A 22576-nucleotide genomic window follows, 5' to 3' on the forward strand; every position below is an offset into this window, starting at 1 on the left:
CGCAAAATTACGATATATGATTCGTCCCGTAGCGATGCAATCGGGCGGACGCATTTCCACGTTTCGCGTACCGGTTGTCGAATCACCTTGAAATCCACTCACATGACGCCCGATATCGACGCGATCCATAAAGCACTCGCCAACCCGGTACGCCGCGAAATCCTCGGCTGGCTGCGGGAGCCGCAAGTGCATTTCGGCGATCAGGAGCTTCCGCTCGACCACGGTGTATGCGCGGGCAAGATCGATGAACTGTGCGGTCTGTCGCAGTCCACGGTGTCGGTGCACCTCGCCGCATTGCAACGCGCGGGGCTCATCACGTCGAAACGGGTCGGCCAATGGGTGTTTTTCAAACGCAACGAGCCCGTTATTCAGGCGTTCCTCGAACACATGAACGCGAAGCTCTGAGCGTGCGTTTGCATCGCCGCGCTCCTTTTCACGCAGTCTTTTAAGGCACGGGCCACGCCCGCCGCCAAAGGTGAACTTTCATGCCGACACTTTTCGATCCGCTGCAAATTGGCGATATCACGCTGCCGAATCGCATCATCATGGCGCCGCTGACACGTCAGCGCGCCGAGGAAATCCGCGTGCCGAACGCATTGATGGCGCGCTATTACGCCGAGCGCGCGAGCGCCGGCCTGATTCTCAGCGAGGCGACCTCGGTGACGCCGCAAGGCGTCGGCTACGCGGAAACGCCGGGAATCTGGTCGCAGGAACAGGTCGAAGGCTGGAAGCTCGTCACGAAGGCCGTGCACGAAGCGGGCGGCCGGATTTTCCTGCAGCTGTGGCACGTCGGCCGGATCTCCGATCCGCTGTTCCTGAATGGCGAGTTGCCGGTTGCGCCGAGCGCAATCGCCGCGGGCGGCCATGTGAGCCTCGTGCGTCCGGAGCGCCCGTTCGTCACGCCGCGCGCGCTCGAACTCGATGAAATCGCCGGCGTGATCGAAGCATTCCGCAAGGGCGCGGAAAACGCGAAGGCCGCGGGCTTCGACGGCGTCGAAGTGCATGGCGCGAATGGCTACCTGCTCGACCAGTTCCTGCAGGACAGCACCAACAAGCGCACCGACGCCTACGGCGGCGCGATCGAAAACCGCGCGCGTCTGCTGCTCGAAGTGACCGACGCCTGTATCGATGTGTGGGGCGCAAATCGCGTCGGCGTGCATCTGGCGCCGCGCGGCGACGCACACACGATGGGCGATTCGAACCTGGCCGCGACGTTCGGCTATGTCGCGCGCGAACTCGGCAAGCGCAAGATCGCGTTCATCGCCGCACGCGAAGCAATCGGCGACGACCGCATCGGCCCGCAACTGAAGCAGGCGTTCGGCGGCCCGTACATCGCGAACGAAAAGTTCACCAAGGAAAGCGCGCAGCAAGTGCTCGACGCGGGTGAAGCGGACGCGGTGGCATGGGGTCAGCTGTATATCGCCAATCCGGATCTGGTGCGCCGCTTCGCGGAAGACGCGCCGCTGAACAAGCCGGTTCCGGCGACGTTCTACGCACGCGGCGAAGTGGGTTACACCGACTATCCCGCGCTGGAAGAAGTGCAATAAATGATGCGATGAGCGAGTGTGGCGGGCCGATACGTTGAAGCCCGCTGCATCGACGCGATACGGCGGGCGTGACTGGATTCGTTTCAGTCACGCCCGCTGTTTTTTCGGGTCCGCATTACGCTGTGATTCTCGCATCACCCTAGATCGCGCTGCATGAACACCCGTCGCGACTCGTCGAGCCCGCGCGCGATATGCGCATCGCGCCGCGCGATCAGCGCCGCGTCGAGATCAGCGGTTTCGATATCGCGAAAGCCGAGCCGCCGATAGTACGGCGCATTCCACGGCACATCGCGATAGGTGGACAACACCAGTTGGGTCAGTTGCCGCTCGCGGGCGATTTGCGCGACCTGCTCGATCAATGCCGCGCCAATGCGCCGGCCCGCGTGCGACGTCAGCACGTCGAGTTCCTGAACGTAGATTCGAGCCGGCTGCGGCTCGAACATCACGAAGCCCACACAGATTGCGCGCGCATCGATCGCGACGATGATCTCGCGTGCGGCGATCTTGCGGTTGACGGTGTCGAGCGCCATCGGCGGCGCATCTGCAATGCCGGTCATGCCCACGGCGATAAAACGCAAGCCCGCCTCGAACTCGATTGCGCGGATCGCATCGGCATCGTGCGGCGTGGCGAAGCGGAAAGTGACGGCGGGCTCGCGTTGCATGGCTGAGGGTTCAAGGTAGACCGGCCGAGTTTGACATCCTGGCCGTGCAATCGGCAAGCCTTCCGCGTCCATGAGTTTCAGCGCACATAACCACGCGTGCAGGGCTACACTCACCACATTCCAACACCGCGCCGCCGCCACTTCACCATGACTCTGATGAACGTGCTGCAGATCGCGCTGCACCTCGATCAACATCTGGCCACGCTGATCGTGCAATTCGGCACCGGCATCTATGTGCTGCTATTCGTCGTCGTGTTCGTCGAATACGGCTTTCTGCCGCTGTTCTTTCTGCCCGGCGATCCGCTGATCTTTATCTGCGGCGCGCTCGCGGCCACCGGTGCGCTGAATCTGTGGATCGTGATGCCGGTGCTGTTTATCGCGACGATCGGCGGCAGCATCGTCGGCTATGCGATCGGTCACGCGGTCGGTGAAAAGGTCTACACGCGCAACTATTACTGGCTGAACCGCGACGCGCTGCGCCGCGCGCATGCGTTCAGCGAAGCGCGTGGCCGGCTGACCTTCCTGCTGTCGCCGTTCATCGCCGTCGTGCGTACGTTCGCGCCGTTCGCCGCCGGCGTTTCGCGGATGACGTTCTCGCGCTTCGTCTCGTTCGTCACCGCGGGCGCGGCGCTATGGGTCGTGTCGTTGATCGCGGCCGGCTATCTGTTCGGCAACGTGCCGGTGATCCGCGAGCATATGAGTTCGCTCGTGCTGCTTGGCATCCTGCTCGGTGGTGCGATGCTGGTCGGCGGCGCGGTATGGCGCTTTTTCAGCCGGCGCGCGCGTGCCCGCTGATGCTCATCACATCTACGATGCCCATCACGCCATCCACTCGATTCAGCAACGAAGCCGCGACTTGACCCGGACGAGATGCGAAGGTAACCTTCACATCACGTTGCCGCCGGTCGCCTCATGAGCCATCCCCCTCCCTCCGTTCCCCCAGAAGCATTGCACGCGCTCGCGGAAGATCTGCGCGTGCTCGCCGGCAAGCTGGTCCGTCGCTTGCGCGAAGAATCCTACGTCGGCAACTTCACGCCTTCGCAGGTGCAGGTGCTGAATCTGCTGGAACGCGAAGGGCCGGCCACGGTCACCGCACTCGCGCGTGCCCAAGGGATGCGCCCGCAATCGATGGGAGAAACGCTTGCGGCGCTGAAAGCCGCCGGCTTCGTCAGCGGAGCGCCCGATCCCAACGATGGCCGGCAAACAGTCCTGTCGCTGACACCCGCCTTTCGCAAGAAAGTGAAAGCCAGCCGCGCGGCACGCGAAGACTGGCTTTATCGCACGATACAAACGCATTTCTCGGCGGCCGAGCAGCAACAACTGACAACGGGCGTCGATTTACTCAAACGTCTGATCGACTCGTAACTCGCGAGTCGCCAACGCGCGACTCGCTAATCGTCACTCGCAGGAGCACACCATGGCATTGACCACTCTCGACGCAAAGACCGCACTGGTCGTTATCGACCTTCAGCGCGGCGTCGTCGCGCTACCCACCGTTCATCCGAGCAGTGAAATCATCGAGCGCTCGGTCCTGCTGCTCGACGCGTTTCGCCGCCACGGTCTGCCCGTGGTGCTCGTGCGGGTAACTGCCGGCGCGCCGGGCCGCAACGAACAGGGCCGCCCCGGCGGCGACTTCCCGGCCGGCTTCGCCGATCTGGTGCCGGAGTTGAAGCAACAACCGTCGGATCACGTCGTCACGAAACGCACGTGGGGCGCGTTCACGAACACGGACCTCGCCGCGTATCTGCGCGAGCAAGGCGTCACGCAAGTGGTGCTCTGCGGTATCGCGACCAGCATCGGCGTCGAGTCGACCGCGCGCTTCGCGAGCGAACATGGTCTGCACGTGACGCTCGCCGTCGACGCGATGACCGATCTGCACCCGGATGCGCACACCAACAGCGTTACGCGTATCTTTCCGCGTCTCGGCGAAACCGGCACGACGCAGGAAGTGCTCGATCTGCTCGAAAAAACGCGCGTTTGATCGCGCATATGAAGCGGGCTTCGGCTTACGCGAACCATCGCGCAACCCGAAGTCCCTCCGAACGAGTCACCCAACCCACGCGCCCCACGACGCGTTGAGGAAAAACCTGCCGTGAGCACCACGTTCCGTTCGCTGCGCAATTTCAACTACCGTGTCTGGGCAAGCGGCGCGATCGTCTCGAACATCGGTACGTGGATGCAGCGAACGGCGCAGGACTGGCTCGTCCTCACCGGGCTCACACACAACAACGCGACGTCGGTCGGCATCGTGATGTCGTTGCAGTTCGGCCCGCAATTGCTGTTGGCGCCGCTCACCGGCTACGCAGCCGATCACTTCGATCGCCGCAAGCTGCTGTTCGCGACGCAGGCGGCAATGGGCGCGCTGGCGCTCGCGCTCGGCCTGCTGACGGTCACCGGGATCGTGCAGCTCTGGCAGGTCTATGTGTTCGCCGGCCTGCTCGGCTGCGTGACCGCTTTCGATTCCCCCGCGCGCCAGACCTTCGTGTCCGATCTCGTCGGCGAGGACGATCTCGCCAATGCGGTCGGCCTCAACTCCACGTCGTTCAACGCCGCGCGCATGATCGGGCCGGCGGTCGCTGGCCTGCTGATCGCGTCGGTGGGCACCGGTTGGGTGTTCCTGATCAACGCGCTGTCGTTCGTTGCGGTGCTCGGCGCGCTGCGCATGCTGCGGCTCGACGAACTGCATCACAAGCCGCTCTCGGCGCGCGCGCGCGGCAGCTTCGTCGACGGCTTCAAATACGTATGGGCGCGCCCCGATCTGAAGGCGGCGCTGTTGATGCTGTTCCTGATCGGCACGTTCGGGCTGAACTTCCCGATCTTTATCTCGACGATGTCGGTCACCGCGTTCCATGCGGGCGCAAGCGAATACGGCGTGCTCAGCTCGACGATGGCAATCGGCTCGGTCACCGGCGCGTTGCTCGCCGCGCGCCGCGCGCGGCCCCGCATGACGCTGCTACTGCTCGCCGCCACGCTGTTCGGCACCGGCTGCACGGCGGCCGCGTTGATGCCGAACCACGTACTGTTCGGGCTCGTGCTCGTGGTAATCGGCGTATCGGCACAGACCTTCACCACGTCGACCAACAGCATCGTGCAACTGACCACCGAACCCGCGATGCGCGGCCGCGTGATCGCGATTCTGCTCGCCATCCTGATGGGCGGCACGCCGCTTGGCGCCCCGGTGGTCGGCTGGGTCGCCGATCGTTTCGGCCCGCGCTGGGCACTCGGCGTAGCGGCGGCTTCGGGCTTCGCCGCGGCGCTGGTCGGTCTCGCCTATCTGATGAAATACCGCCAGTTGCGGTTCTATATGGAAGGCCGGCGCCTGCGTTACAGCATCGACGATCCGCGCCCGGTCTCGCCGGCCAGCGTGCCGGAGTCCGTCACCGCGATGCAGCGCAGCGGCCTGGACGAGGCGGAAGAAGACACGACATCGAGCGTGTGATCGAACCGTCAGCGCAACCTGCGCTGAAGAATCGTGCGCACCATTAGAATCCGCCCACGCCGCGCGTCACCAGTGCATGGGGGCCGCACGTCAATTGCTCGCGGAGAAACTCGATACACACCTGAATCCGCGCCGACGACGATAGACGCTCCGCCGTCACCGCCCATACGTCGGCGGGCTGCTGATAATCCGGCAGTACACGTACCAGTTCGCCCGCGCGCAGACTTTCCGCGACATCCCAGATCGACACCATCACGATCCCGTAGCCGTCCCTCGCCCATTGCACGACGATATCGCTCAGATTCGACGCAACGGTGCCCGTCACCTTCACACTCTTTTCGCCGTTCGGACCATTCAGACGCCACACGCCGAAGCGATCGTCGCGGCCACGAAATAGCAGACAGTCATGCTGCGTCAGATCGCCGGGTTCGAGCGGCACACCATGCCGTTCCAGATAAGCCGGCGACGCGCACAGAATGCGTGCACTCTCCACCATCTTGTGCGCGATCAGATGGGGCTCCTGCACTTCGCCGACGCGCACATCGATATCGAAGTTTTCTCCGACGACATCCGCGCGTCGATCCAGTAACTCCAGCCAGATTTCGAGGTTCGGATGCCGCTCGCGCAGCAGCGCGAGGATCGGCGATACATGTTTGCGGCCGAGCCGCAGACTCGTGCTGATCCGCAACAGGCCGCTCAATTCGGTGCGGCGATCCGCGAATGCATCGGCCATGCCCTGCACGTCGTCGAGAATCTTCTGCGCCCATTGCAATGCGGCTTCACCATCGCTCGTCACACTGACGCGCCGCGTGGTGCGTTGAAACAGCTTCACGCCGAGGCCCGCTTCGAGCATCGCGATGCGCTTGCTCACATGCGAGGGCGACAAGCCCATTTCCGTCGATGCCGCGACGAAACTGCCGCGCCGCGCGATATGGCAGAACAACTGCAAATCGCGCAGAAAAGACTCATTCGTGGCTGTGAGCGCATTCTGATTTTGCATAGGGCCGCATTGTGTCGGGACAGAACTCTATTAACCTAATTCGAACGGATCGACGAGGCAAGCGTCAGCCGCCTGAATGCATTGCGATAGATGTACTCGCAATGGTTAACCCCTGGCATTCATGCCGCGCCGCGGCAATGTGACCCCGGAAAGTCCTGGCTTGCGCAGCACCGATTTAAGGACGCCAATGATTCAGCCATAGAAGCTGACGCGAACACTACTGTTCAGGAGACGATATGGAAACGAATGCATCGGCAAACAGCGGGCATGGCTCGCAGGCTCGCAAGGCAACCGCCAGCGGCTGGATCGGCTCGGCGCTCGAATACTACGACTTCTTCATTTACGCGCAGGCCGCGGCGCTGATCTTCCCGCAACTGTTCTTCCCTTCCGGTAATCCAAAGATCGCGATCGTCGCATCGCTCGCAACCTATGGCGTCGGCTACGTCGCCCGGCCGATCGGCGCAATCGTACTCGGGCACTGGGGCGACACCCACGGCCGCAAGAACGTGCTGCTCGTCTGCATGTTCCTGATGGGTGCATCGACGATGGCGGTTGGTCTGCTGCCCACCTACCACAACATCGGCTTTCTCGCGCCGGTACTACTGGTCGTGCTGCGCCTGATTCAGGGCTTCGCGGTGGCCGGCGAAATCTCGGGCGCGAGTTCGATGATTCTCGAACACGCACCTTTCGGACGACGCGGCTATTACGCGAGCTTCACGCTGCAAGGCGTGCAGGCCGGGCAGATTCTCGCCGCAGCAGTATTTCTGCCACTCGCCTATTACATGGACGACACGTCGTTCAACTCGTGGGGCTGGCGCATTCCGTTCCTGCTCAGCGCCATCGTGCTGATCGCCGGCTACTACATTCGACGCGAAGTCCACGAGACGCCTGCGTTCGAGAAGGAAGATTCGAGCGGCGGCGTGCCGCGCTCGCCGATCATCGAAGCGTTCCGTTACAACTGGGGCGACATGATACGTGTCGTGCTGTGCTCGCTGATGAACGTGATCCCGGTTGTCGCGACGATCTTCGGCGCTGCCTATGCGGTGCAGGCATCGTACGGAATCGGCTTTTCGAAGAGCCTGTATCTGTGGATTCCGGTCATCGGCAATATCGTCGCGGTGCTGGTAATTCCATACGTCGGCAATCTGTCCGACCGGATCGGGCGGCGCCTGCCGATCATCGTCGGCGCGCTCGGTGCCGGGCTGCTGTCGTTCGGGTATCTGTACGCGATCAGCATTCGCAACGTGCCGTTCGCGATGGTGATGTCGATCCTGATGTGGGGCGTCATCTACCAGGGCTATAACGCGATCTTCCCGAGCTTCTATCCGGAACTGTTCCCGACCCGTTCGCGCGTGTCGGCGATGGCGATCGGCCAGAACATCGGCACGACGATCACCGCGCTGTTGCCCGCGCTGTTCGCCTACGTCGCGCCGCCGGGATCGAACAACGTGCCGCTGACGATCGGCGCGATCACGTTCGCGATCACGATCGTCGCGGCGATCTCCGCGTGGAGCGCGCGCGAAAACTTCCGCGTCAGACTGAGCGATCTCGGCGAGCCGGGCGCGGTGCCGATCGACAAGCAGAGCTATGAAGCGATGCGCGCGCAGAGCATGTCGGAAGCGAAAAAGGCCATCGCGTAAGCCGCACGTTTCAACCCAACTCAACTGAAGCTCACTCCAACTACAGGACCTGATTCATGGACAGCATCCGGATCGCCGTGGCGGGCGCAGGCTATATCGGCCGCGCGCATATGGCGGTCGCGCGGCAAAGCACCGCGTGCACGCTGTCGGCGATCGTCGACCCATCGCCCGCGGCGGTTGCCGTCGCGGCCGAGGCCGGCGTGCCGCTCTACCGCACACTCGACGAACTGCTCGAGCGCGACCGGCCCGACGGCGTGATCCTCGCGACGCCGAACCAGCTGCACGCCGAACATGCGTTGCGCTGCCTCGCGGCACGCGTGCCGACGCTGCTCGAAAAGCCGATCGCGCCGAGCGTCGACGAAGCCGAAATGCTCGCCGCCGAAGCCGAACGCAGCGGCGTGCCGTTGCTGATCGGCCATCATCGTGCGCATAGCCCGATCATGGCACGCGCACGCGAACTGATCGACGAAGGCCGGCTCGGCAAGCTGGTCGCGGTAATGGGCAGCGCGGTGTTTTTCAAGCCGGACGAGTATTTCGCCGATGCCGAATGGCGGCGCATGCCGGGTGGCGGCCCGATTCTGCTGAACATGATTCACGAAGTGCACAACCTGCGCATGCTGTGCGGCGACATCGTCGCGGTGCAGGCGTTTTCGTCGCATGCGACGCGCGGCTTTCCGGTTGAGGACACGGTTGCGATCAATCTGCGTTTCGCGAACGGCGCGCTCGGCAGCTTCATGCTGTCCGACACCGCCGCAAGCGCGCGCAGCTGGGAGCAGACGTCGCAGGAAAACAAGGCCTATCCGTCGTATCCGGACGAGGATTGCTACGTGATCGCAGGCACCTTCGGCTCGCTCGCGGTGCCGACGATGCGCCTGAAAACCTATGCGAAAGCCGCGGACCGTTCATGGTGGAAACCGTTCGACGTGAGCATCGCGGCAATGACGCGCGACGATCCGCTAAAGCGTCAGCTCGAACATTTCGTGCGCGTCATTCACGGCAACGAAGCACCGCTCGTCAGCGCGCAGGACGGCTTGCAGAATCTGCGCATCACCGAGGCGATCGTCGAAGCGGCCCGAACGGGCACCGTCGTCGATACGACGCGTGTCGTCGCACCCACGCACTAGCATCCGCGCATTAGCACCGCTCGCTACCCCAATTTTTCCACTCGCTCTATTCGCTATTGAGGCTGACTCGATGAAAACGTTCGTCATGCTGCACGGCATCAATCACAACATGTTCGGCAAGCGCGACCCCGCGCAATACGGCACGATCACGCTGGATGAAATCGACACGCGTCTGCGAGCGCTGGGCGACGAACTCGGCGTGCGAGTCGACAGTTTTCAGACCAATAGTGAAGCGGCGATGTGCGAACGGATTCATCAGGCGTTCACCAACAACGCCGACGGCGTGCTGATCAATGCAGGCGCATGGACGCACTACAGCTACGGCATTCGCGATGCGCTCGCGATCCTCACCGTGCCGGTGGTCGAAATCCATATGTCGAACATTCACGCGCGCGAGGCGTTCCGGCATCAGTCGGTCTTCGCGGAGATCGTCAAAGGGCAGATTTGCGGCTTTGGCGTGGACAGCTATCTACTAGGGCTGCGCGCTGCCGTATCGGCGGCGGACTTGAAATAACCGGGCCGCCGGCCGCCATTTACGCCTATCGCCACGCTTCGGTCAGTTCGTTCGCGAGAACCATTTTCTGGCGCACGACTTCGACGAAGCTCGCATCGATGCCGCCCTGCGCCTTTAAAAATTTCAGCGCGGCGGAATGCACCGCGCGCAGCGCGCCGCCATCGATGCCGGTCATACGCGCCGCGCTGCGCCGCGTTTCCTCGACCAGATCGCGCGCATTCCCGAACTCGGGCGACAAACCGCACCGCGCGTCGAACGCAGCGCGCAAACCCGCGCCGTATTCGCGCGATTGCCCGAGCCGGTCCATGTCGATCAGCAAATCGACGCCCTCGCCCTCGCTCTTGCCCATACGCAGCGCGCAAAGAATCCACAATGCGATGAATGCGCGATACGCGTTATCGCTATTCACCGTGCGCGCGTATTGCTCGCATGCCACCGCGTAAGCATCGTCGGGCATCGACGCGAGCGGCGGCAAACTGACGCCACAGATACCGACCACTTCACGCACCAGCGGATCCCATTGATTCAGACCGAGCACGCGAAACGGCGCGGCGACGAAAAACGCATTGCTCCACTGTTGCCGAAGCAGCCACCCCGACGCGAACTGCGACGCCGGATTGCGCAACACGCCCACATGCAACGCGTTTTCGAATGCCTGCCGTAGCCATGGCAGCCGACCGCCCGAACGGCAAAACTTGAGCACCGGTACGCGCCCCTGTTCGATCGTGTATTCGCACAGATTGCGCAGATACGCATGCAACGCGGGAAAAGTCGCATCGGGTTCGCGCGAGAAACGGTCGATGCTGAAGCGCCGGTCGTAGCCGCTCACGCCGCGCGCGTCATCGCGCAGGAATGGCTGGTATTCATCGAAGTACGGCGCGCGAAGCGGCGGATGGCCGGAGGTCAGCGTGGGTTGCGATGCGGCAACACCGGCAGGCGTCAGATCCGCGAGCACATTGCTGAGCGGTTCATAAAAACCCGCCGCGCGCTCCAGTTCACGCAGGCGCGACCACACCCACGTGCCCGCGCTGCGCCAGCCCGTATGCAGAAAAACCGCCTGTTTCAGCGGACTTTCGGGCGTAGCATCGTTCATCGATGACGCGGTGGACGGCTGATCTGGCAACGACATGACACTTCTCTTTGAGTGATCGAATCAAAAACGATGGCAGGCCCGGAAAGGTGCACACCGAACCGCAAGCGCCACTTTACCCTGTGCACGGCGCGGACGCATTATGCTGCGAGACTCCCCACCCGACACACGCAGACATGAACGATTCCGCCGATATCCGCTTCCTGCTGACGCTGCGCGCGAGCGGCAGCCTGGTCGCCGCCGCGCGCAAACTGGCGCTGTCGCCATCGGCAGTCACGCAGCGCCTGCAACAGCTCGAAAAGAAGCTCGGCGCGCAACTCGTGAACCGCAGCGCGCGCCGCCTGCAATTCACCGACGAAGGCCTGCTGCTATGCGAACGCGGCGCCGCGCTGATCGAGCAGTTCGACGCGTTGTTCGACGACCTGCAAACGCGTCGCGGCGGTCTCGTCGGTACGCTGAAAATCAATGCACCGCTCGGTTTCGGACGACGTCATCTCGCGCCGGTGATCGGCGAATTCCAGCAACAGAATCCCGATATCGACATAGCGCTGACGCTGTCCGACCGTCCGCTGACCGACACGACCGATCGCTTCGATATCGTCGTGCATATCGGCGAGTTGCCGATGTCGAATCTGGTCGGCTATACGATCGCGCCGAATGCGCGGTTCGTCTGCGCGGCGCCCGCGCTCGTCAAACGCATCGGCATGCCGGACTCGCCGGATGCATTGAGCAGCCTGCCGTGCATCGTGCTGCGCGAAAACAACGAGGACGTGTCGCTGTGGCAGTTCAGCAAGGGCCGCGCACGCCGCAGCGTACGCGTGTCCACGCATCTGAGCTGCAACGACGGCGACGTGATCCGCCAGTGGGCCTGCGAAGGACGCGGCGTGATTCTGCGCTCCGAATGGGACGTCGCGGACGATCTCGCCAAAGGCAGGCTCGTGCGCCTGTTGCCGGGCTGGAAAGCACCGGATGCGAATGTGATCGCGCTCACGCACCGGCGTACAGGCCTGCCCGCGCGCACACGCCATTTCATGCAGTATCTGCAGAGCCGGTTCAAACCGTTGCCGCCGTGGCGGCGATGATTCAGTCAAACTGAATCTATGAATCGGTCAGACTGAACGTGCGCACACAAACGCGCTCCTATAATCGGTTCACCACCCACAGCTAGTACAACGCCGGATCATGACTGACGCTTCCGTTGCCCCTGCCTATCCCGACGCGGTCCTGTTCGACCTGCTGACCGCGCTGCTCGACTCATGGACTTCGTGGAACCGCGCGGCGGGTTCCGAAGCGGCGGGCCGCGCATGGCGTGCCGCCTATCTGCGTCTCACCTACGGCTGCGGCAGCTACGTTCCTTACGAACAGCTTGTGCGCGATGCCGCAGCGGAAGTCGGCCTGCCCGAATCCGCCGTCGGCGCACTCGAAGCGGACTGGTTGAATCTGACACCGTGGTCCGGTGCGCTCGATGCGTTGCGCGCGCTCGCGCCGCAGTGCAAGCTCGCGGTCGTTACCAACTGCTCGACACGTCTGGGTCATCAGGCAGCCGCGCTGCTGCCGGTCCGCTGGGACGCGATCGTGACCGCGGAAGAAGCCGGCGTCTACAAGCCGGACCCTCAGCCATACCGGCTCGCGCTCGACAAACTCGGCGTCGAACCGCAACGCGCCGTGTTCGTCGCCGGTTCCAGCTACGACATGTTCGGCACCGCGGCGGTCGGATTGCGCACCTACTGGCACAACCGCGTCGGCTTGTCTTTAGTTGACGGTGCGCGAGCACCCGAAATCGAATCGCCTTCGCTCGACCAGCTGTTGCCGTGGCTCGCGCGCTTCGGCCACCGTCAAGATTGAATCCCCTACATCTCGTTCTTCTGGTGCAAGCATGAAACTCGAACAGATCGAAACCCCGGCCGCGTTGATCGACGTCGCGCGGATGCAGAACAACATCGCGCGGATGCAGGCGCGGATGAACACACTCGGCGTCGCGTTTCGCCCGCATGTGAAAACCACCAAATGTATCGACGTCGTGCGCGCGCAGATCGCGGCCGGCGCGCGCGGCATCACGGTGTCGACGTTGAAGGAAGCGGAGGCATTCTTCGCGGCCGGCATCAACGACATTCTGTACGCGGTCAGCATGGTCCCCTCCAAGTTGCCGCGCGCCCTCGCGCTGCGCCGCCAGGGTTGCGATCTGAAATTCGTCGTCGACAATCCGACCGCCGCGGCCGCGATCGCCGCGTTCGGCGATCAGCATGGCGAAACCTTCGAGGTATGGATCGAAGTCGATACCGATGGACACCGCTCCGGCATCGATCCCGAACAGCAGACGCTGCTCGAAGTCGGACGGATTCTGCACGAGAACGGCGTGAAGGTCGGCGGCGTGATGACCCATGCCGGGTCAAGCTACGAGTTGCACACGCCCGAAGCCTTGGCCGCGCTCGCGGAACAGGAACGCGCAGGCTGTGTCCGCGCGGCCGAGCGGCTGCGCGAAGCGGGCATCGCGTGCCCGGCTGTTAGCGTCGGCTCCACGCCGACCGCGCTGGCCGCGCAGCATCTCGAAGGCGTCACTGAAGTGCGCGCCGGCGTCTACGCGCTATTCGATCTGGTGATGCACAACGTCGGCGTGTGCGCGCTGGAAGACATCGCGCTCAGCGTGCTCGCGACCGTGATCGGCCATCAGGAAGACAAGGGCTGGGCGATTCTCGACGCGGGCTGGATGGCGCTGAGCCGTGACCGCGGCACGTCGCGGCAAGCGCACGATTTCGGCTACGGTCAGCCGTGTTTGTTGAATGGCACGTTGCTGCCCGATTATGTGGTGAGCGGCGCGAACCAGGAGCACGGCATCCTTTCATTAGCGAAAGCCGGCACGCATGATACGGAGATCGCGCAGCGCTTTCCGATCGGCATGAAACTGCGCGTCCTGCCGAATCACGCATGCGCGACCGGCGCGCAATTCCCCGCGTATCACGCGGTCGGGACGGACGGCGACAGCGTCGAGTGGCCGCGCTTTTACGGTTGGTAATTCACTGCGTCACCCGATCGCCGCGCGCATGCCACACGCACGCGCGGCGCCGATCACTCTTCCTCTTCCGACAAGCCGGCCAGTAAATCGTCGACCGCGCGATACACGCGCTCGACGATCTCCGGTCCCACCTTGCGCTCGAGATCGCGATAGTGCGCCTCGAGATCCTTCGAAATCACCCGCACCAGCTCGGCGCTCGTATCGGTCAACGACACCAGCACGCGGCGCTGATCGTCCGGGAAACGCTCCTTGATCACCAGATCCATGCTCTCCATGCGCGCGAGCACGCCGGCCATGCTCGGACTCGAAATCGTACAGATATCGGAGATATGGCGCGGCTCCATCGGGCCATGTTCGTTGAGCGCGCGAATCACACGCCATTGCTGTTCGGTCAGCCCATGCGCGGTAATCAGCGGGCGAAAGCGCTCCATCATTTTTTCACGGGCCCGTAACAACAGCATGGGCAGGTTGCGATGCAGAACTCGAATGGATGCGGCGGACATATTGACTAGAAATAAAGAAGCGACGGCCGAAGCTTAAGGGAAAACCCGCGATCAACTCACAGCCTATTGACCGTAAATCATATCAAGCACGATACTACTAACATATTAGTGTTTCCGCTGGATTTTCTCCACGAGGCCCGTCCAGACATGTTTGCCCTTGCCGATCATCTGTTGCATCCCGAAGGCGACTCACTGCCTCGCGACGTGGATGCCAGCGCCGCGGCGGCGCTGCTCGCGCGCGGCGTCGCGTGCCACGCGCCCATCAGCGGCACCGTCTATGGAACCCTGCTGAACGATCGTGCCGCGCTGGATGCGCTGGGCGACGCGGTGCACGCGGCGCCATACAAAGCCCCGCCCAAGGCGCCGATACTGTATGTGAAGCCGCGCAATACCTTTGCCGGGCATCGGGCGCGCGTGGTGGTGCCGGATAACGCGGCGGGCGTCGAAGTCGGCGCATCGCTCGGCATCGTGATCGGCCGAACCGCGACGCGCGTTAACGTTGAGCAGGCAGGGGACTATATCGCCGGCTATACGCTGGTCGGCGATCTGAGCGTGCCGCATACCAACGTGTACCGCCCCAACGTGCGCATGCGCGCCCGCGATGGCTTCTGCGTGATCGGTCCGGCCCTCGTCGCCGCGCGTCATGCTGCAACGCCAGATCAACTCGACATCGAGGTATCGCTGAACGGCGCCAAGCCGTTCACCGCCAGCACCGCGTCGTCGGTGCGCGGTGTCGCGCAACTGCTCGCGGACGTCACCGACTTCATGACCCTCAATGCCGGCGATGTACTCACACTCGGCGTGCGCCACGGCTCGCCTATCGCGCATATCGGCGACACGGCGACGCTGTCGATCGGCAATCTGCCGCCGCTGGTCGTGTCATTCGTCGGCGCGGATCAACATAACGGAGAACAGTCATGATGCGCGGCCGTGTTGCGTATGCCGGAGCGATTCACGAAGCGTATCCGCACGAAAACGGCGTGCGTCTCGCGGACGGCCGCGTGCGGCGCGAAGACGAAGTCGTGTGGCTTGCGCCGATCGAAGTCGGCACGATCTTTGCGCTCGGGCTGAACTACGCGGAACACGCGAAGGAATTGCAGTTCAGCAAGCAGGAAGAACCGCTGGTGTTCCTGAAGGGACCGGGCTCGGTAGTCGGCCATCGTGGCTTTACGCGCCGCCCCGCCGACGTCACCTTCATGCACTACGAGTGCGAACTCGCGGTCGTTATCGGTCGAACCGCGCGGAACGTCACGCGCGAAAACGCCATGCAGCATGTGGCCGGCTACACGATCGCGAACGACTACGCGGTTCGCGATTACCTCGAAAACTACTACCGTCCGAACCTGCGCGTGAAAAATCGCGATGGCGGCACGGTGCTCGGGCCGTGGTTCGTCGACGCGGCCGATATCGCCGATGTCACGCAGATCGAGTTGCGCACGTTCGTCAACGGCACACGCCAGCAATGCGGCAATACGCGCGATCTGGTCACCGACATCCCCGCACTGATCGAATATCTGAGCGGCTTCATGACGCTCGCGCCCGGCGACGTGATCCTGACCGGCACGCCGGAAGGCATCGTCAACGTCAATGCGGGCGATGAAGTCGTCTGCGAAATCGACGGCCTCGGCCGTCAGGTCAACACCATCGCATCCGACGCGGACTTCGGCCGCGCCTGATGAACCGCGAAACCTAGGGTCTGTTTACAACAGGGAAAGGACACCGCAATGCCGATCAACCATCTGATCAACGGCGAGGCGTGCGCCTCGAGCGAGTATTTCGAAACCATCAATCCGGCCACGCAGGAAGTGCTCAACGAAGTTGCGCGTGGTGGTACGAAGGAAGTGGACGCCGCCGTGCAGGCGGCGAAAGCCGCGTTCCCCGCATGGGCGAGCAAACCCGCCGCGGAGCGCGCGAAGCTGATCCGCAAGCTCGGCGAACTGATTACGAAGCACGTGCCGGAGCTGTCGGAAACCGAAACGAAAGACACCGGCCAGACGATCTCGCAGACGCGCAAGCAACTGGTGCCGCGCGCGGCCGACAACTTCAGCTATTTCGCCGAGATGTGCGTGCGCGTCGACGGCCACACGTATCCGACCGAATCACATCTGAACTACACGCTGTTTCATCCGGTCGGCGTGTGCGCGCTGATCTCGCCATGGAACGTGCCGTTCATGACCGCGACGTGGAAGGTCGCGCCCTGCCTCGCCTTCGGTAATACCGCGGTGCTGAAGATGAGCGAACTGTCGCCGCTCAGCGCCTCGATGCTCGGCCAACTCGCGCTCGAAGCCGGCATCCCGGCGGGCGTGCTGAACCTCGTGCATGGTTACGGCAAGGAAGCGGGCGAACCGCTGGTCGCGCATCGCGACGTGCACGCCGTGTCGTTTACCGGCTCGACCGCGACCGGCAATCGCATCGTGCAAACCGCGGGCTTGAAGAAGTTTTCGATGGAACTGGGCGGCAAATCGCCGTTCGTGATTTTCGACGACGCGGACTTCGAACGCGCGCTCGACGCCGCCGTCTTCATGATCTTCTCGAACAACGGCGAGCGCTGCACCGCCGGTTCGCGCATTTTCGTGCAACGTTCGATCTACGCGCGTTTCGCCGAGCGCTTTATCGAGCGCGCGAAGCGTCTGACGGTTGGCGATCCGCTCGCGGAAAGCACGATCGTCGGCCCGATGATCAGCCAGGGACATCTGGCAAAAGTGCGCAGCTATATCGAACTCGGCCCGAAGGAAGGCGCGACGCTCGCGTGCGGCGGCCTCGATACGCCTGATCTGCCGGACGGCTTGCGCAACGGCAACTTCGTCATGCCCACGGTGTTCGTCGACGTCGACAACCGGATGCGCATCGCGCAGGAAGAAATCTTCGGGCCGGTCGCATGCCTGATTCCATTCGACGACGAAGCCGAAGCAATCCGGCTCGCCAACGACATCTCGTACGGCCTGTCGAGCTATATCTGGACCGAGAACACCGGCCGCGCGCTGCGTGTCGCCGCTGCTGTCGAAGCAGGCATGTGCTTCGTGAACAGCCAGAACGTGCGCGATCTGCGTCAGCCGTTCGGCGGCACGAAGGCATCGGGCGTCGGACGCGAAGGCGGTACGTGGAGCTATGAAGTGTTCCTCGAACCGAAGAACGTCTGCGTGTCGCTCGGCTCGCATCACATCCCGCGCTGGGGCGTTTGATCGAACGACGAGCCGCAGAAGTAGGCGTAACAACTGGAGACCGCGATGGGCAAACTCGCGTTGGCAGCAAAAGTGACTCACGTGCCGTCGTTGTATCTGTCTGAACTCGATGGGCCGCACAAGGGTTGCCGTCAGGCCGCGATCGACGGTCATCATGAAATCGGCCGGCGCTGCCGCGAACTCGGTGTCGATACGATCGTCGTGTTCGACGTGCACTGGCTCGTGAACAGCGAATACCACATCAACTGCGCGCCGAAATTCGAAGGCGTGTACACGAGCAACGAGCTTCCGCATTTCATCAAGAACATGCCGTACGCGTTCCCCGGCAATGTCGGGCTCGGCGAAATCATTGCGGATGTCGCGAACGAAATGGGCGTGAAAAGCCGCGCGCATAGCCAGACCACGCTCGAACTCGAATACGGCACGCTGGTGCCGATGCGCTATATGAACGGCGACCAGCACTTCAAGACGGTGTCGGTTGCGGGCTGGTGCATGTGGCACGACCTCGAAACGAGCGCGCGTTTCGGGCTTGCGGTGCGCCGCGCGATCGAGGAGCGCTATGACGGCACGGTCGCGATTCTCGCCAGCGGATCGCTGTCGCACCACTTCGCAAACAACGGCACCGCCGAGCAGTTCATGCATAAAGTGTGGAGCCCGTTTCTGGAACAGATGGATCGCAGCGTCGTACGCATGTGGGAAACCGGCGACTGGAAAACCTTCTGCGAGATGCTGCCGCTTTACAACGAGAAATGCTGGGGCGAAGGCGGCATGCACGATACCGCGATGCTGCTCGGCGCACTCGGCTGGGATCGTTACGACGGCAAGGTGGAAGTCGTCACGCCTTATTTCGGCAGCTCGGGAACCGGCCAGATCAACGCGATCTTCCCGGTCACACCGCTGCCGGCCTGAATCTCGAAGCACAGTCTCCAAGCACAACGCAAAGGACACGCGATGCCACACCTGACACTCGAATACAGCGCGAATCTCGCTGACGCACAGCGCGTAGGCGAACTATGCAACGAACTCGCGCGATGCCTCGACGCGCAGCGCGATAACGGCGAGCGCGTCTATCCGCTCGGCGGTATCCGCGTACGCGCATTGCGCTGCGAACAATACTGTGTCGCCGACGGACGTCCGGACGCCTCCTTTCTGCACGCGAATCTGAAGATCGGCGCGGGCCGCTCCGAGGCGGTCAAGAAAGCCACCGGCGATGCGCTCTTCGCGCTGATCAAACAGTGCTTCGCAGCGGAGTTCGAACGGCAGGGCCTCGCGTTATCGCTGGAAATCAACGAATTCAGCGAGGCGGGCACCTGGAAGCACAACAATCTTCACGCACGTCTGAAGGGCTGATCACTCATCATGCTAGACGAACAGACCATCCGCGACCTCGCCGCGCAACTCGATCACGCGGAGAAAACGCGCACGCAACTGCGCCACTTTTCCGCGCAGTATCCGCAGATGACCGTGCAGGACGGTTACGCGATCCAACGCGAGTGGGTCAAGATGAAACTGGCCGAAGGCCATGTGATCAAGGGTCGAAAAATCGGCCTGACGTCGCGCGCGATGCAGCGTTCGTCGCAGATCGACGAGCCCGATTACGCGCCGCTGCTCGACAGTATGTTCATCGATGGCGGCCAGGATATTCGCGTCGACCGCTTTATCGCGCCGCGCGTCGAAGTGGAACTCGCGTTCGTGCTGAGCAAGCCGCTGAAGGGCCCCGGCGTCACGCTGTTCGACGTGCTCGACGCGACCGCTTACGTGACCCCGGCGGTCGAGATCATCGATGCGCGCATCGAGCAGTTCGACCGCGAAACCCGCGCGCCGCGCAAGGTGTACGACACGATCTCCGACTTCGCCGCGAATGCGGGCATCGTGCTCGGCGGCCGGCCGGTGCGGCCGCTCGACGTCGACCTGCGCTGGGTCGGCGCGCTGCTCTACAAAAACGGCGCGGTCGAGGAAAGCGGGCTCGCGGCGGCGGTGCTCAATCATCCGGCCACCGGCGTCGCGTGGCTCGCCAACAAGATCGCGCCGTACGACGAAATGCTGAACGCGAACGACGTGATCCTGAGCGGCTCGTTCACGAGCCCGATCCCGGCGCGCGCCGGCGATACGTTCCACGTCGACTATGGCCCGCTTGGCGGCATCGCTTTGAATTTCATCTGAGTGCATCGATATGTCTTTGCCGAAAAACCCGTTCAAACGCGCGCTCGCCGAGGGCAAGCCGCAATTCGGCCTGTGGGCCGCGCTCGCCGATGCCTACGTGACCGAATTGCTCGCGACCGCCGGCTTCGACTGGCTGCTGATCGACAACGAGCACGCGCCGAACGACGTGCGCAGCACGCTCGCGCAATTGCAGGCGGTCGCCGCCTATCCGTCGCATCCGGTCGTGCGGCCGGTGCGCAGCGACGCCGCGTTGATCAAGCAACTGCTCGATATCGGCGCGCAAACGCTGCTGCTACCGATGATCGATACCGCCGCGCAAGCGTTCGATGCGGTCGCCGCCACACGCTATCCGCCGCAAGGCATTCGCGGTGTGGGCAGCGCGCTTGCGCGCGCGTCGCGCTGGAATCGCGTGCCCGATTATCTGAACACCGCGGCTGAAGAGTTGTGCGTGATCGTGCAGGCGGAAACCGTGCAGAGCCTCGACAATCTCGCGGAGATTGCGCGCGTGGATGGCGTCGATGGGGTGTTTTTCGGGCCGTCGGATCTGAGTGCGTCGATGGGCCTGCTCGGCAAGCCGGGCGATGCGCGCGTGCGCGATGCGATTTGTCGCGGCATCGATACGGTGCGCGGCGCGGGCAAGGCAGCGGGCGTGCTCGCGCCCGATCCGGCGCTGGCGGCCGAATATCTGGCGGCCGGCGCGACCTTCGTCGCGGTGGGCACCGATACCGGTTTGCTGAGCCGCGCGGCCGCCGACCTCGCCGCGTCGTATAAAAACTCGACGCCGATGGCCGCGCCGGTTAAGGGTGGGTATTGATACGCTGGAATCCGGGCGTGCGCTCGACCACCCAATAATGCCATCCCATGCGCTCGGTATTTTCCACGCCGCGTCAAGCAACGCGTGCTGCGATTCGCCGCTGTTCCCGGAAAACAATTGGCATCGCCTGGTCCCGCTATTCGACCTGGGAAATGAGGCGTGGGAACAAGCGCGGCTAACGCTCCAATAGAAAGCCTGCCGAAGCGCCACAGGTACAGGAAGCAGATTATTCTGAATCGTCGGTGTACAACCCGGTGTATTTAATTTGCCCAAGCATAAAGGCGAAACCCACCGTATCTTGCAATCCTTCGTTCACTCCTTCCATAATTAAAGCTGCGGGTGCACTGCGAATTGCCATTCCAAGCAAATCTGGTTTCACAACACCCATTAGAAGCAGATCACGATTAATGCCGAGAAGCATGAATGATCCTGCGCCGCCAAACAGATAACCTACCGTGCCTTCCAGATAGATCGTCCCGCCTTCAAGACTTTGGGGACTTACGATATCAGCCCCCTTGAACGAATCCGTTAGATACAGCTTGCCCTGGCTCGTAAAATCAGTTGTGGAACCTGACCCACTCAGTTCATCGTTTTTAACGATTATCTTTGGCAATGCAAATCTGGGGATACGAAGCATTGATGAAAGCCCGCGAGATATACCCATTCCAAACCCGCTATAGATATATTGATGCGTTTTCCCCGATGGCTCATCAAGTGCAAACATTCCGCCTTCGGAATTGAACGCGCCAAATCCAATTCCCGCGTCCGCGCTGGTATCGAAATTCCATCGACTTTTTCGCAAAACGATCATCGAAGGCCCTTCCTGAGTGGTTCGCCTCTCAAACCTGCGCCGAGAAAGCCGATTGCCAGAATCAACAACAAAACCGATGGCGCCCATAGATCAAGCGCGCTATCAATCATGGCTGTACCGCCCGGGTCCTCGGGACTGTATCGGATCGATATAACTTCACCAGTCTGAAACGAGCGTATCGTTCCAGTAGGTCTTTCATAATGCTGTCCATTCCTGGCATTAAAGGCTATTCGCGGATGATGTCCACCGGAATTCAGACGAACTACAGTGCCGGTTGTTACATCCGACGACAAACGAAATTCAACGGCTGAATAAATCGAAATTGCTGCCGCAATGGAGGCAAGAATCCCTATCGCAAGCGCGAAATGGTTTGAACGTTTCACCGCTCAAGATTCTCTTTGATATCGAAGCTGGCTGTAACGGTGCCCGCACTTCCTCCAATTGAGTTTTGCAGTTTGTATTCGTTCTTTACCCGTGCAAATGACAAGGTGACATGCTCGAAGTAGCTGTCGCCGAACACGATGGGTTCAACTCCTGTGATAACCACATCGCCCATTGTGATCGTCAGAAAGTCCATCGGAATACCGCCAGCTTTGCGTGTGCTTAACACGACTTCCGGAATATGCCGCCCGGTAAGGCAGTAGCGCATCAGATTCGGGGTTGCACGGTCGATTTGATGAACGAACTCCAGATCATTGATCGTGGCCTTGCCCGCACCGCCTCCAGAACCGGACATCATTGACGATTGCTGCGTCATCTTCCAGCGCCAGCTTTGAACCTGTATTTCGCCTGGATGCAACTCGTCCTGCGATTCGCCAGCTATACCGTCAATCTTGATGAAAATATCGGACACTCCTGTTACCTCCTTCAAAACAGACGCGCTTGCGGCGTGCGAAAGACGGATCCGCCGAAAGGCACACTCATCCTTTTCAACGCCAGAACAAATCGATCGCCCAAATTCGTTGGGACAGGCCTGAATTCTGCTGCTAAAAGGCTTCCTGGCCTATAGGCTTTGCAACATTTAACAAGCACGGTTCATTCGCCAGTAAGACGAATGAACTTCGAATGGAAACG

Annotated in this window: 25 protein-coding genes; 19 read left to right on the forward strand and 6 right to left on the reverse strand. The window is 62.2% G+C overall.

Annotated elements, in window-relative coordinates; genetic code table 11:
* Positions 1-102: 102 nt before the first annotated feature.
* Entirely contained in the window at positions 103-405 is a 303-nt protein-coding gene (locus tag L0U82_RS26755) for an ArsR/SmtB family transcription factor (RefSeq protein WP_233837515.1), read from the forward strand.
* Between the two features lie 80 nt (positions 406-485).
* Positions 486-1547 (forward strand): alkene reductase, encoded by a 1062-nt coding sequence (locus L0U82_RS26760; protein WP_233835860.1) that lies wholly within the window; start codon positions 486-488, stop codon positions 1545-1547.
* Between the two features lie 134 nt (positions 1548-1681).
* On the opposite strand, the gene L0U82_RS26765 is transcribed toward L0U82_RS26760, so the two are convergent.
* Positions 1682-2209: a GNAT family N-acetyltransferase gene (locus tag L0U82_RS26765; RefSeq protein ID WP_233835862.1), complete on the reverse strand. Its 528-nt coding sequence runs from the start codon at positions 2207-2209 to the stop codon at positions 1682-1684.
* A 147-nt stretch (positions 2210-2356) separates the two neighbouring features.
* Between L0U82_RS26765 and L0U82_RS26770 the strand changes: the two genes are divergently transcribed.
* The 4 genes from L0U82_RS26770 to L0U82_RS26785 all read left to right on the forward strand — a co-directional run bounded on the left by L0U82_RS26770 (position 2357) and on the right by L0U82_RS26785 (position 5648).
* A complete protein-coding gene (locus tag L0U82_RS26770) occupies positions 2357-3004 on the forward strand; it encodes a VTT domain-containing protein (protein ID WP_233835864.1) in 648 nt (215 codons plus the stop codon).
* Between the two features lie 117 nt (positions 3005-3121).
* The gene (locus L0U82_RS26775; RefSeq protein ID WP_233835866.1) at positions 3122-3574 is read left to right on the forward strand and encodes a MarR family winged helix-turn-helix transcriptional regulator; all 453 of its coding nucleotides are present in this window, start codon (positions 3122-3124) and stop codon (positions 3572-3574) included.
* A gap of 52 nt (positions 3575-3626) precedes the next feature.
* Entirely contained in the window at positions 3627-4190 is a 564-nt protein-coding gene (locus L0U82_RS26780) for a cysteine hydrolase (RefSeq protein WP_233835868.1), read from the forward strand.
* 111 nt (positions 4191-4301) lie between these two features.
* On the forward strand, positions 4302-5648 hold the full coding sequence (locus L0U82_RS26785) for an MFS transporter (protein WP_233835870.1): 1347 nt from the start codon (positions 4302-4304) through the stop codon (positions 5646-5648).
* Between the two features lie 43 nt (positions 5649-5691).
* On the opposite strand, the gene L0U82_RS26790 is transcribed toward L0U82_RS26785, so the two are convergent.
* Complete coding sequence (locus tag L0U82_RS26790; RefSeq protein ID WP_233835872.1) at positions 5692-6648, reverse strand: LysR family transcriptional regulator; 957 nt, start codon at positions 6646-6648, stop codon at positions 5692-5694.
* A gap of 236 nt (positions 6649-6884) precedes the next feature.
* Here L0U82_RS26790 and L0U82_RS26795 point away from each other — a divergent pair, with 236 nt between their 5' ends.
* The 3 genes from L0U82_RS26795 (at position 6885) to aroQ (ending at position 9926) form a co-directional block, all read left to right on the forward strand.
* Positions 6885-8288, forward strand: coding sequence for an MFS transporter (locus L0U82_RS26795; protein ID WP_233835874.1), 1404 nt, complete (start codon positions 6885-6887; stop codon positions 8286-8288).
* Positions 8289-8344: 56 nt separating this feature from the next.
* Positions 8345-9412 carry a Gfo/Idh/MocA family protein gene (locus tag L0U82_RS26800; protein WP_233835876.1) on the forward strand — a complete coding sequence of 356 codons (1068 nt, stop codon included), beginning with the start codon at positions 8345-8347 and terminating at the stop codon, positions 9410-9412.
* 70 nt (positions 9413-9482) lie between these two features.
* On the forward strand, positions 9483-9926 hold the full coding sequence (gene aroQ / locus L0U82_RS26805; protein WP_233835877.1) for a type II 3-dehydroquinate dehydratase: 444 nt from the start codon (positions 9483-9485) through the stop codon (positions 9924-9926).
* A gap of 25 nt (positions 9927-9951) precedes the next feature.
* On the opposite strand, the gene L0U82_RS26810 is transcribed toward aroQ, so the two are convergent.
* Entirely contained in the window at positions 9952-11055 is a 1104-nt protein-coding gene (locus tag L0U82_RS26810; RefSeq protein WP_233835878.1) for a hypothetical protein, read from the reverse strand.
* 137 nt (positions 11056-11192) lie between these two features.
* On the opposite strand from L0U82_RS26810, the gene L0U82_RS26815 reads away from it, so the two are divergent.
* The 3 genes from L0U82_RS26815 to L0U82_RS26825 all read left to right on the forward strand — a co-directional run bounded on the left by L0U82_RS26815 (position 11193) and on the right by L0U82_RS26825 (position 14029).
* Complete coding sequence (locus tag L0U82_RS26815) at positions 11193-12098, forward strand: LysR substrate-binding domain-containing protein (RefSeq protein ID WP_233835879.1); 906 nt, start codon at positions 11193-11195, stop codon at positions 12096-12098.
* Positions 12099-12198: 100 nt separating this feature from the next.
* The gene (locus L0U82_RS26820) at positions 12199-12861 is read left to right on the forward strand and encodes an HAD-IA family hydrolase (protein WP_233835880.1); all 663 of its coding nucleotides are present in this window, start codon (positions 12199-12201) and stop codon (positions 12859-12861) included.
* Positions 12862-12892: 31 nt separating this feature from the next.
* Positions 12893-14029 carry a DSD1 family PLP-dependent enzyme gene (locus L0U82_RS26825; RefSeq protein WP_233835881.1) on the forward strand — a complete coding sequence of 379 codons (1137 nt, stop codon included), beginning with the start codon at positions 12893-12895 and terminating at the stop codon, positions 14027-14029.
* Positions 14030-14082: 53 nt separating this feature from the next.
* Here the strand turns inward: L0U82_RS26825 and hpaR are convergent, their stop codons facing one another.
* Entirely contained in the window at positions 14083-14490 is a 408-nt protein-coding gene (gene hpaR / locus L0U82_RS26830; protein WP_233835882.1) for a homoprotocatechuate degradation operon regulator HpaR, read from the reverse strand.
* Positions 14491-14679: 189 nt separating this feature from the next.
* On the opposite strand from hpaR, the gene L0U82_RS26835 reads away from it, so the two are divergent.
* From L0U82_RS26835 to hpaI, 7 genes are read left to right on the forward strand one after another with little or no spacing between them, the layout of a single operon-like run.
* Positions 14680-15453 carry a fumarylacetoacetate hydrolase family protein gene (locus L0U82_RS26835; protein ID WP_233837516.1) on the forward strand — a complete coding sequence of 258 codons (774 nt, stop codon included), beginning with the start codon at positions 14680-14682 and terminating at the stop codon, positions 15451-15453.
* Entirely contained in the window at positions 15450-16208 is a 759-nt protein-coding gene (locus L0U82_RS26840) for a fumarylacetoacetate hydrolase family protein (RefSeq protein ID WP_233835883.1), read from the forward strand. The genes L0U82_RS26835 and L0U82_RS26840 overlap by 4 nt, the downstream gene beginning before the upstream one ends.
* 48 nt (positions 16209-16256) lie before the next feature.
* Positions 16257-17714, forward strand: a complete 1458-nt coding sequence (gene hpaE / locus L0U82_RS26845) for a 5-carboxymethyl-2-hydroxymuconate semialdehyde dehydrogenase (protein WP_233835885.1) — start codon at positions 16257-16259, stop codon at positions 17712-17714.
* Between the two features lie 45 nt (positions 17715-17759).
* Positions 17760-18623, forward strand: coding sequence for a 3,4-dihydroxyphenylacetate 2,3-dioxygenase (gene hpaD, locus L0U82_RS26850; protein WP_233835887.1), 864 nt, complete (start codon positions 17760-17762; stop codon positions 18621-18623).
* A 42-nt stretch (positions 18624-18665) separates the two neighbouring features.
* Positions 18666-19064, forward strand: coding sequence for a 5-carboxymethyl-2-hydroxymuconate Delta-isomerase (locus tag L0U82_RS26855; RefSeq protein WP_233835889.1), 399 nt, complete (start codon positions 18666-18668; stop codon positions 19062-19064).
* Between the two features lie 9 nt (positions 19065-19073).
* On the forward strand, positions 19074-19877 hold the full coding sequence (hpaH, locus tag L0U82_RS26860; protein WP_233835891.1) for a 2-oxo-hept-4-ene-1,7-dioate hydratase: 804 nt from the start codon (positions 19074-19076) through the stop codon (positions 19875-19877).
* 10 nt (positions 19878-19887) lie between these two features.
* Entirely contained in the window at positions 19888-20691 is an 804-nt protein-coding gene (gene hpaI / locus L0U82_RS26865; RefSeq protein WP_233835893.1) for a 4-hydroxy-2-oxoheptanedioate aldolase, read from the forward strand.
* Between the two features lie 226 nt (positions 20692-20917).
* Here hpaI and L0U82_RS26875 read toward each other — a convergent pair whose 3' ends face one another.
* The gene (locus L0U82_RS26875) at positions 20918-21502 is read right to left on the reverse strand and encodes a hypothetical protein (RefSeq protein WP_233835894.1); all 585 of its coding nucleotides are present in this window, start codon (positions 21500-21502) and stop codon (positions 20918-20920) included.
* A 379-nt stretch (positions 21503-21881) separates the two neighbouring features.
* On the reverse strand, positions 21882-22355 hold the full coding sequence (locus L0U82_RS26880) for an Hcp family type VI secretion system effector (RefSeq protein WP_233835895.1): 474 nt from the start codon (positions 22353-22355) through the stop codon (positions 21882-21884).
* Positions 22356-22576: the final 221 nt, after the last annotated feature.

This window comes from Paraburkholderia sp. ZP32-5 (genome assembly GCF_021390495.1).
GTDB lineage: Bacteria > Pseudomonadota > Gammaproteobacteria > Burkholderiales > Burkholderiaceae > Paraburkholderia.

Bases quoted from the DNA above. Each gene is read 5' to 3' on its own strand.
- L0U82_RS26755 (WP_233837515.1), top strand. From the start codon at position 103: ATGACGCCCGATATCGACGCGATCCATAAAGCACTCGCCAACCCGGTA.
- L0U82_RS26760 (WP_233835860.1), top strand. From the start codon at position 486: ATGCCGACACTTTTCGATCCGCTGCAAATTGGCGATATCACGCTGCCG.
- L0U82_RS26765 (WP_233835862.1), bottom strand. From the start codon at position 2,209: ATGCAACGCGAGCCCGCCGTCACTTTCCGCTTCGCCACGCCGCACGAT.
- L0U82_RS26770 (WP_233835864.1), top strand. From the start codon at position 2,357: ATGACTCTGATGAACGTGCTGCAGATCGCGCTGCACCTCGATCAACAT.
- L0U82_RS26775 (WP_233835866.1), top strand. From the start codon at position 3,122: ATGAGCCATCCCCCTCCCTCCGTTCCCCCAGAAGCATTGCACGCGCTC.
- L0U82_RS26780 (WP_233835868.1), top strand. From the start codon at position 3,627: ATGGCATTGACCACTCTCGACGCAAAGACCGCACTGGTCGTTATCGAC.
- L0U82_RS26790 (WP_233835872.1), bottom strand. From the start codon at position 6,648: ATGCAAAATCAGAATGCGCTCACAGCCACGAATGAGTCTTTTCTGCGC.
- L0U82_RS26795 (WP_233835874.1), top strand. From the start codon at position 6,885: ATGGAAACGAATGCATCGGCAAACAGCGGGCATGGCTCGCAGGCTCGC.
- L0U82_RS26800 (WP_233835876.1), top strand. From the start codon at position 8,345: ATGGACAGCATCCGGATCGCCGTGGCGGGCGCAGGCTATATCGGCCGC.
- aroQ (WP_233835877.1), top strand. From the start codon at position 9,483: ATGAAAACGTTCGTCATGCTGCACGGCATCAATCACAACATGTTCGGC.
- L0U82_RS26810 (WP_233835878.1), bottom strand. From the start codon at position 11,055: ATGTCGTTGCCAGATCAGCCGTCCACCGCGTCATCGATGAACGATGCT.
- L0U82_RS26815 (WP_233835879.1), top strand. From the start codon at position 11,193: ATGAACGATTCCGCCGATATCCGCTTCCTGCTGACGCTGCGCGCGAGC.
- L0U82_RS26820 (WP_233835880.1), top strand. From the start codon at position 12,199: ATGACTGACGCTTCCGTTGCCCCTGCCTATCCCGACGCGGTCCTGTTC.
- L0U82_RS26825 (WP_233835881.1), top strand. From the start codon at position 12,893: ATGAAACTCGAACAGATCGAAACCCCGGCCGCGTTGATCGACGTCGCG.
- hpaR (WP_233835882.1), bottom strand. From the start codon at position 14,490: ATGCTGTTGTTACGGGCCCGTGAAAAAATGATGGAGCGCTTTCGCCCG.
- L0U82_RS26835 (WP_233837516.1), top strand. From the start codon at position 14,680: ATGTTTGCCCTTGCCGATCATCTGTTGCATCCCGAAGGCGACTCACTG.
- L0U82_RS26840 (WP_233835883.1), top strand. From the start codon at position 15,450: ATGATGCGCGGCCGTGTTGCGTATGCCGGAGCGATTCACGAAGCGTAT.
- hpaE (WP_233835885.1), top strand. From the start codon at position 16,257: ATGCCGATCAACCATCTGATCAACGGCGAGGCGTGCGCCTCGAGCGAG.
- hpaD (WP_233835887.1), top strand. From the start codon at position 17,760: ATGGGCAAACTCGCGTTGGCAGCAAAAGTGACTCACGTGCCGTCGTTG.
- L0U82_RS26855 (WP_233835889.1), top strand. From the start codon at position 18,666: ATGCCACACCTGACACTCGAATACAGCGCGAATCTCGCTGACGCACAG.
- hpaH (WP_233835891.1), top strand. From the start codon at position 19,074: ATGCTAGACGAACAGACCATCCGCGACCTCGCCGCGCAACTCGATCAC.
- hpaI (WP_233835893.1), top strand. From the start codon at position 19,888: ATGTCTTTGCCGAAAAACCCGTTCAAACGCGCGCTCGCCGAGGGCAAG.
- L0U82_RS26875 (WP_233835894.1), bottom strand. From the start codon at position 21,502: ATGATCGTTTTGCGAAAAAGTCGATGGAATTTCGATACCAGCGCGGAC.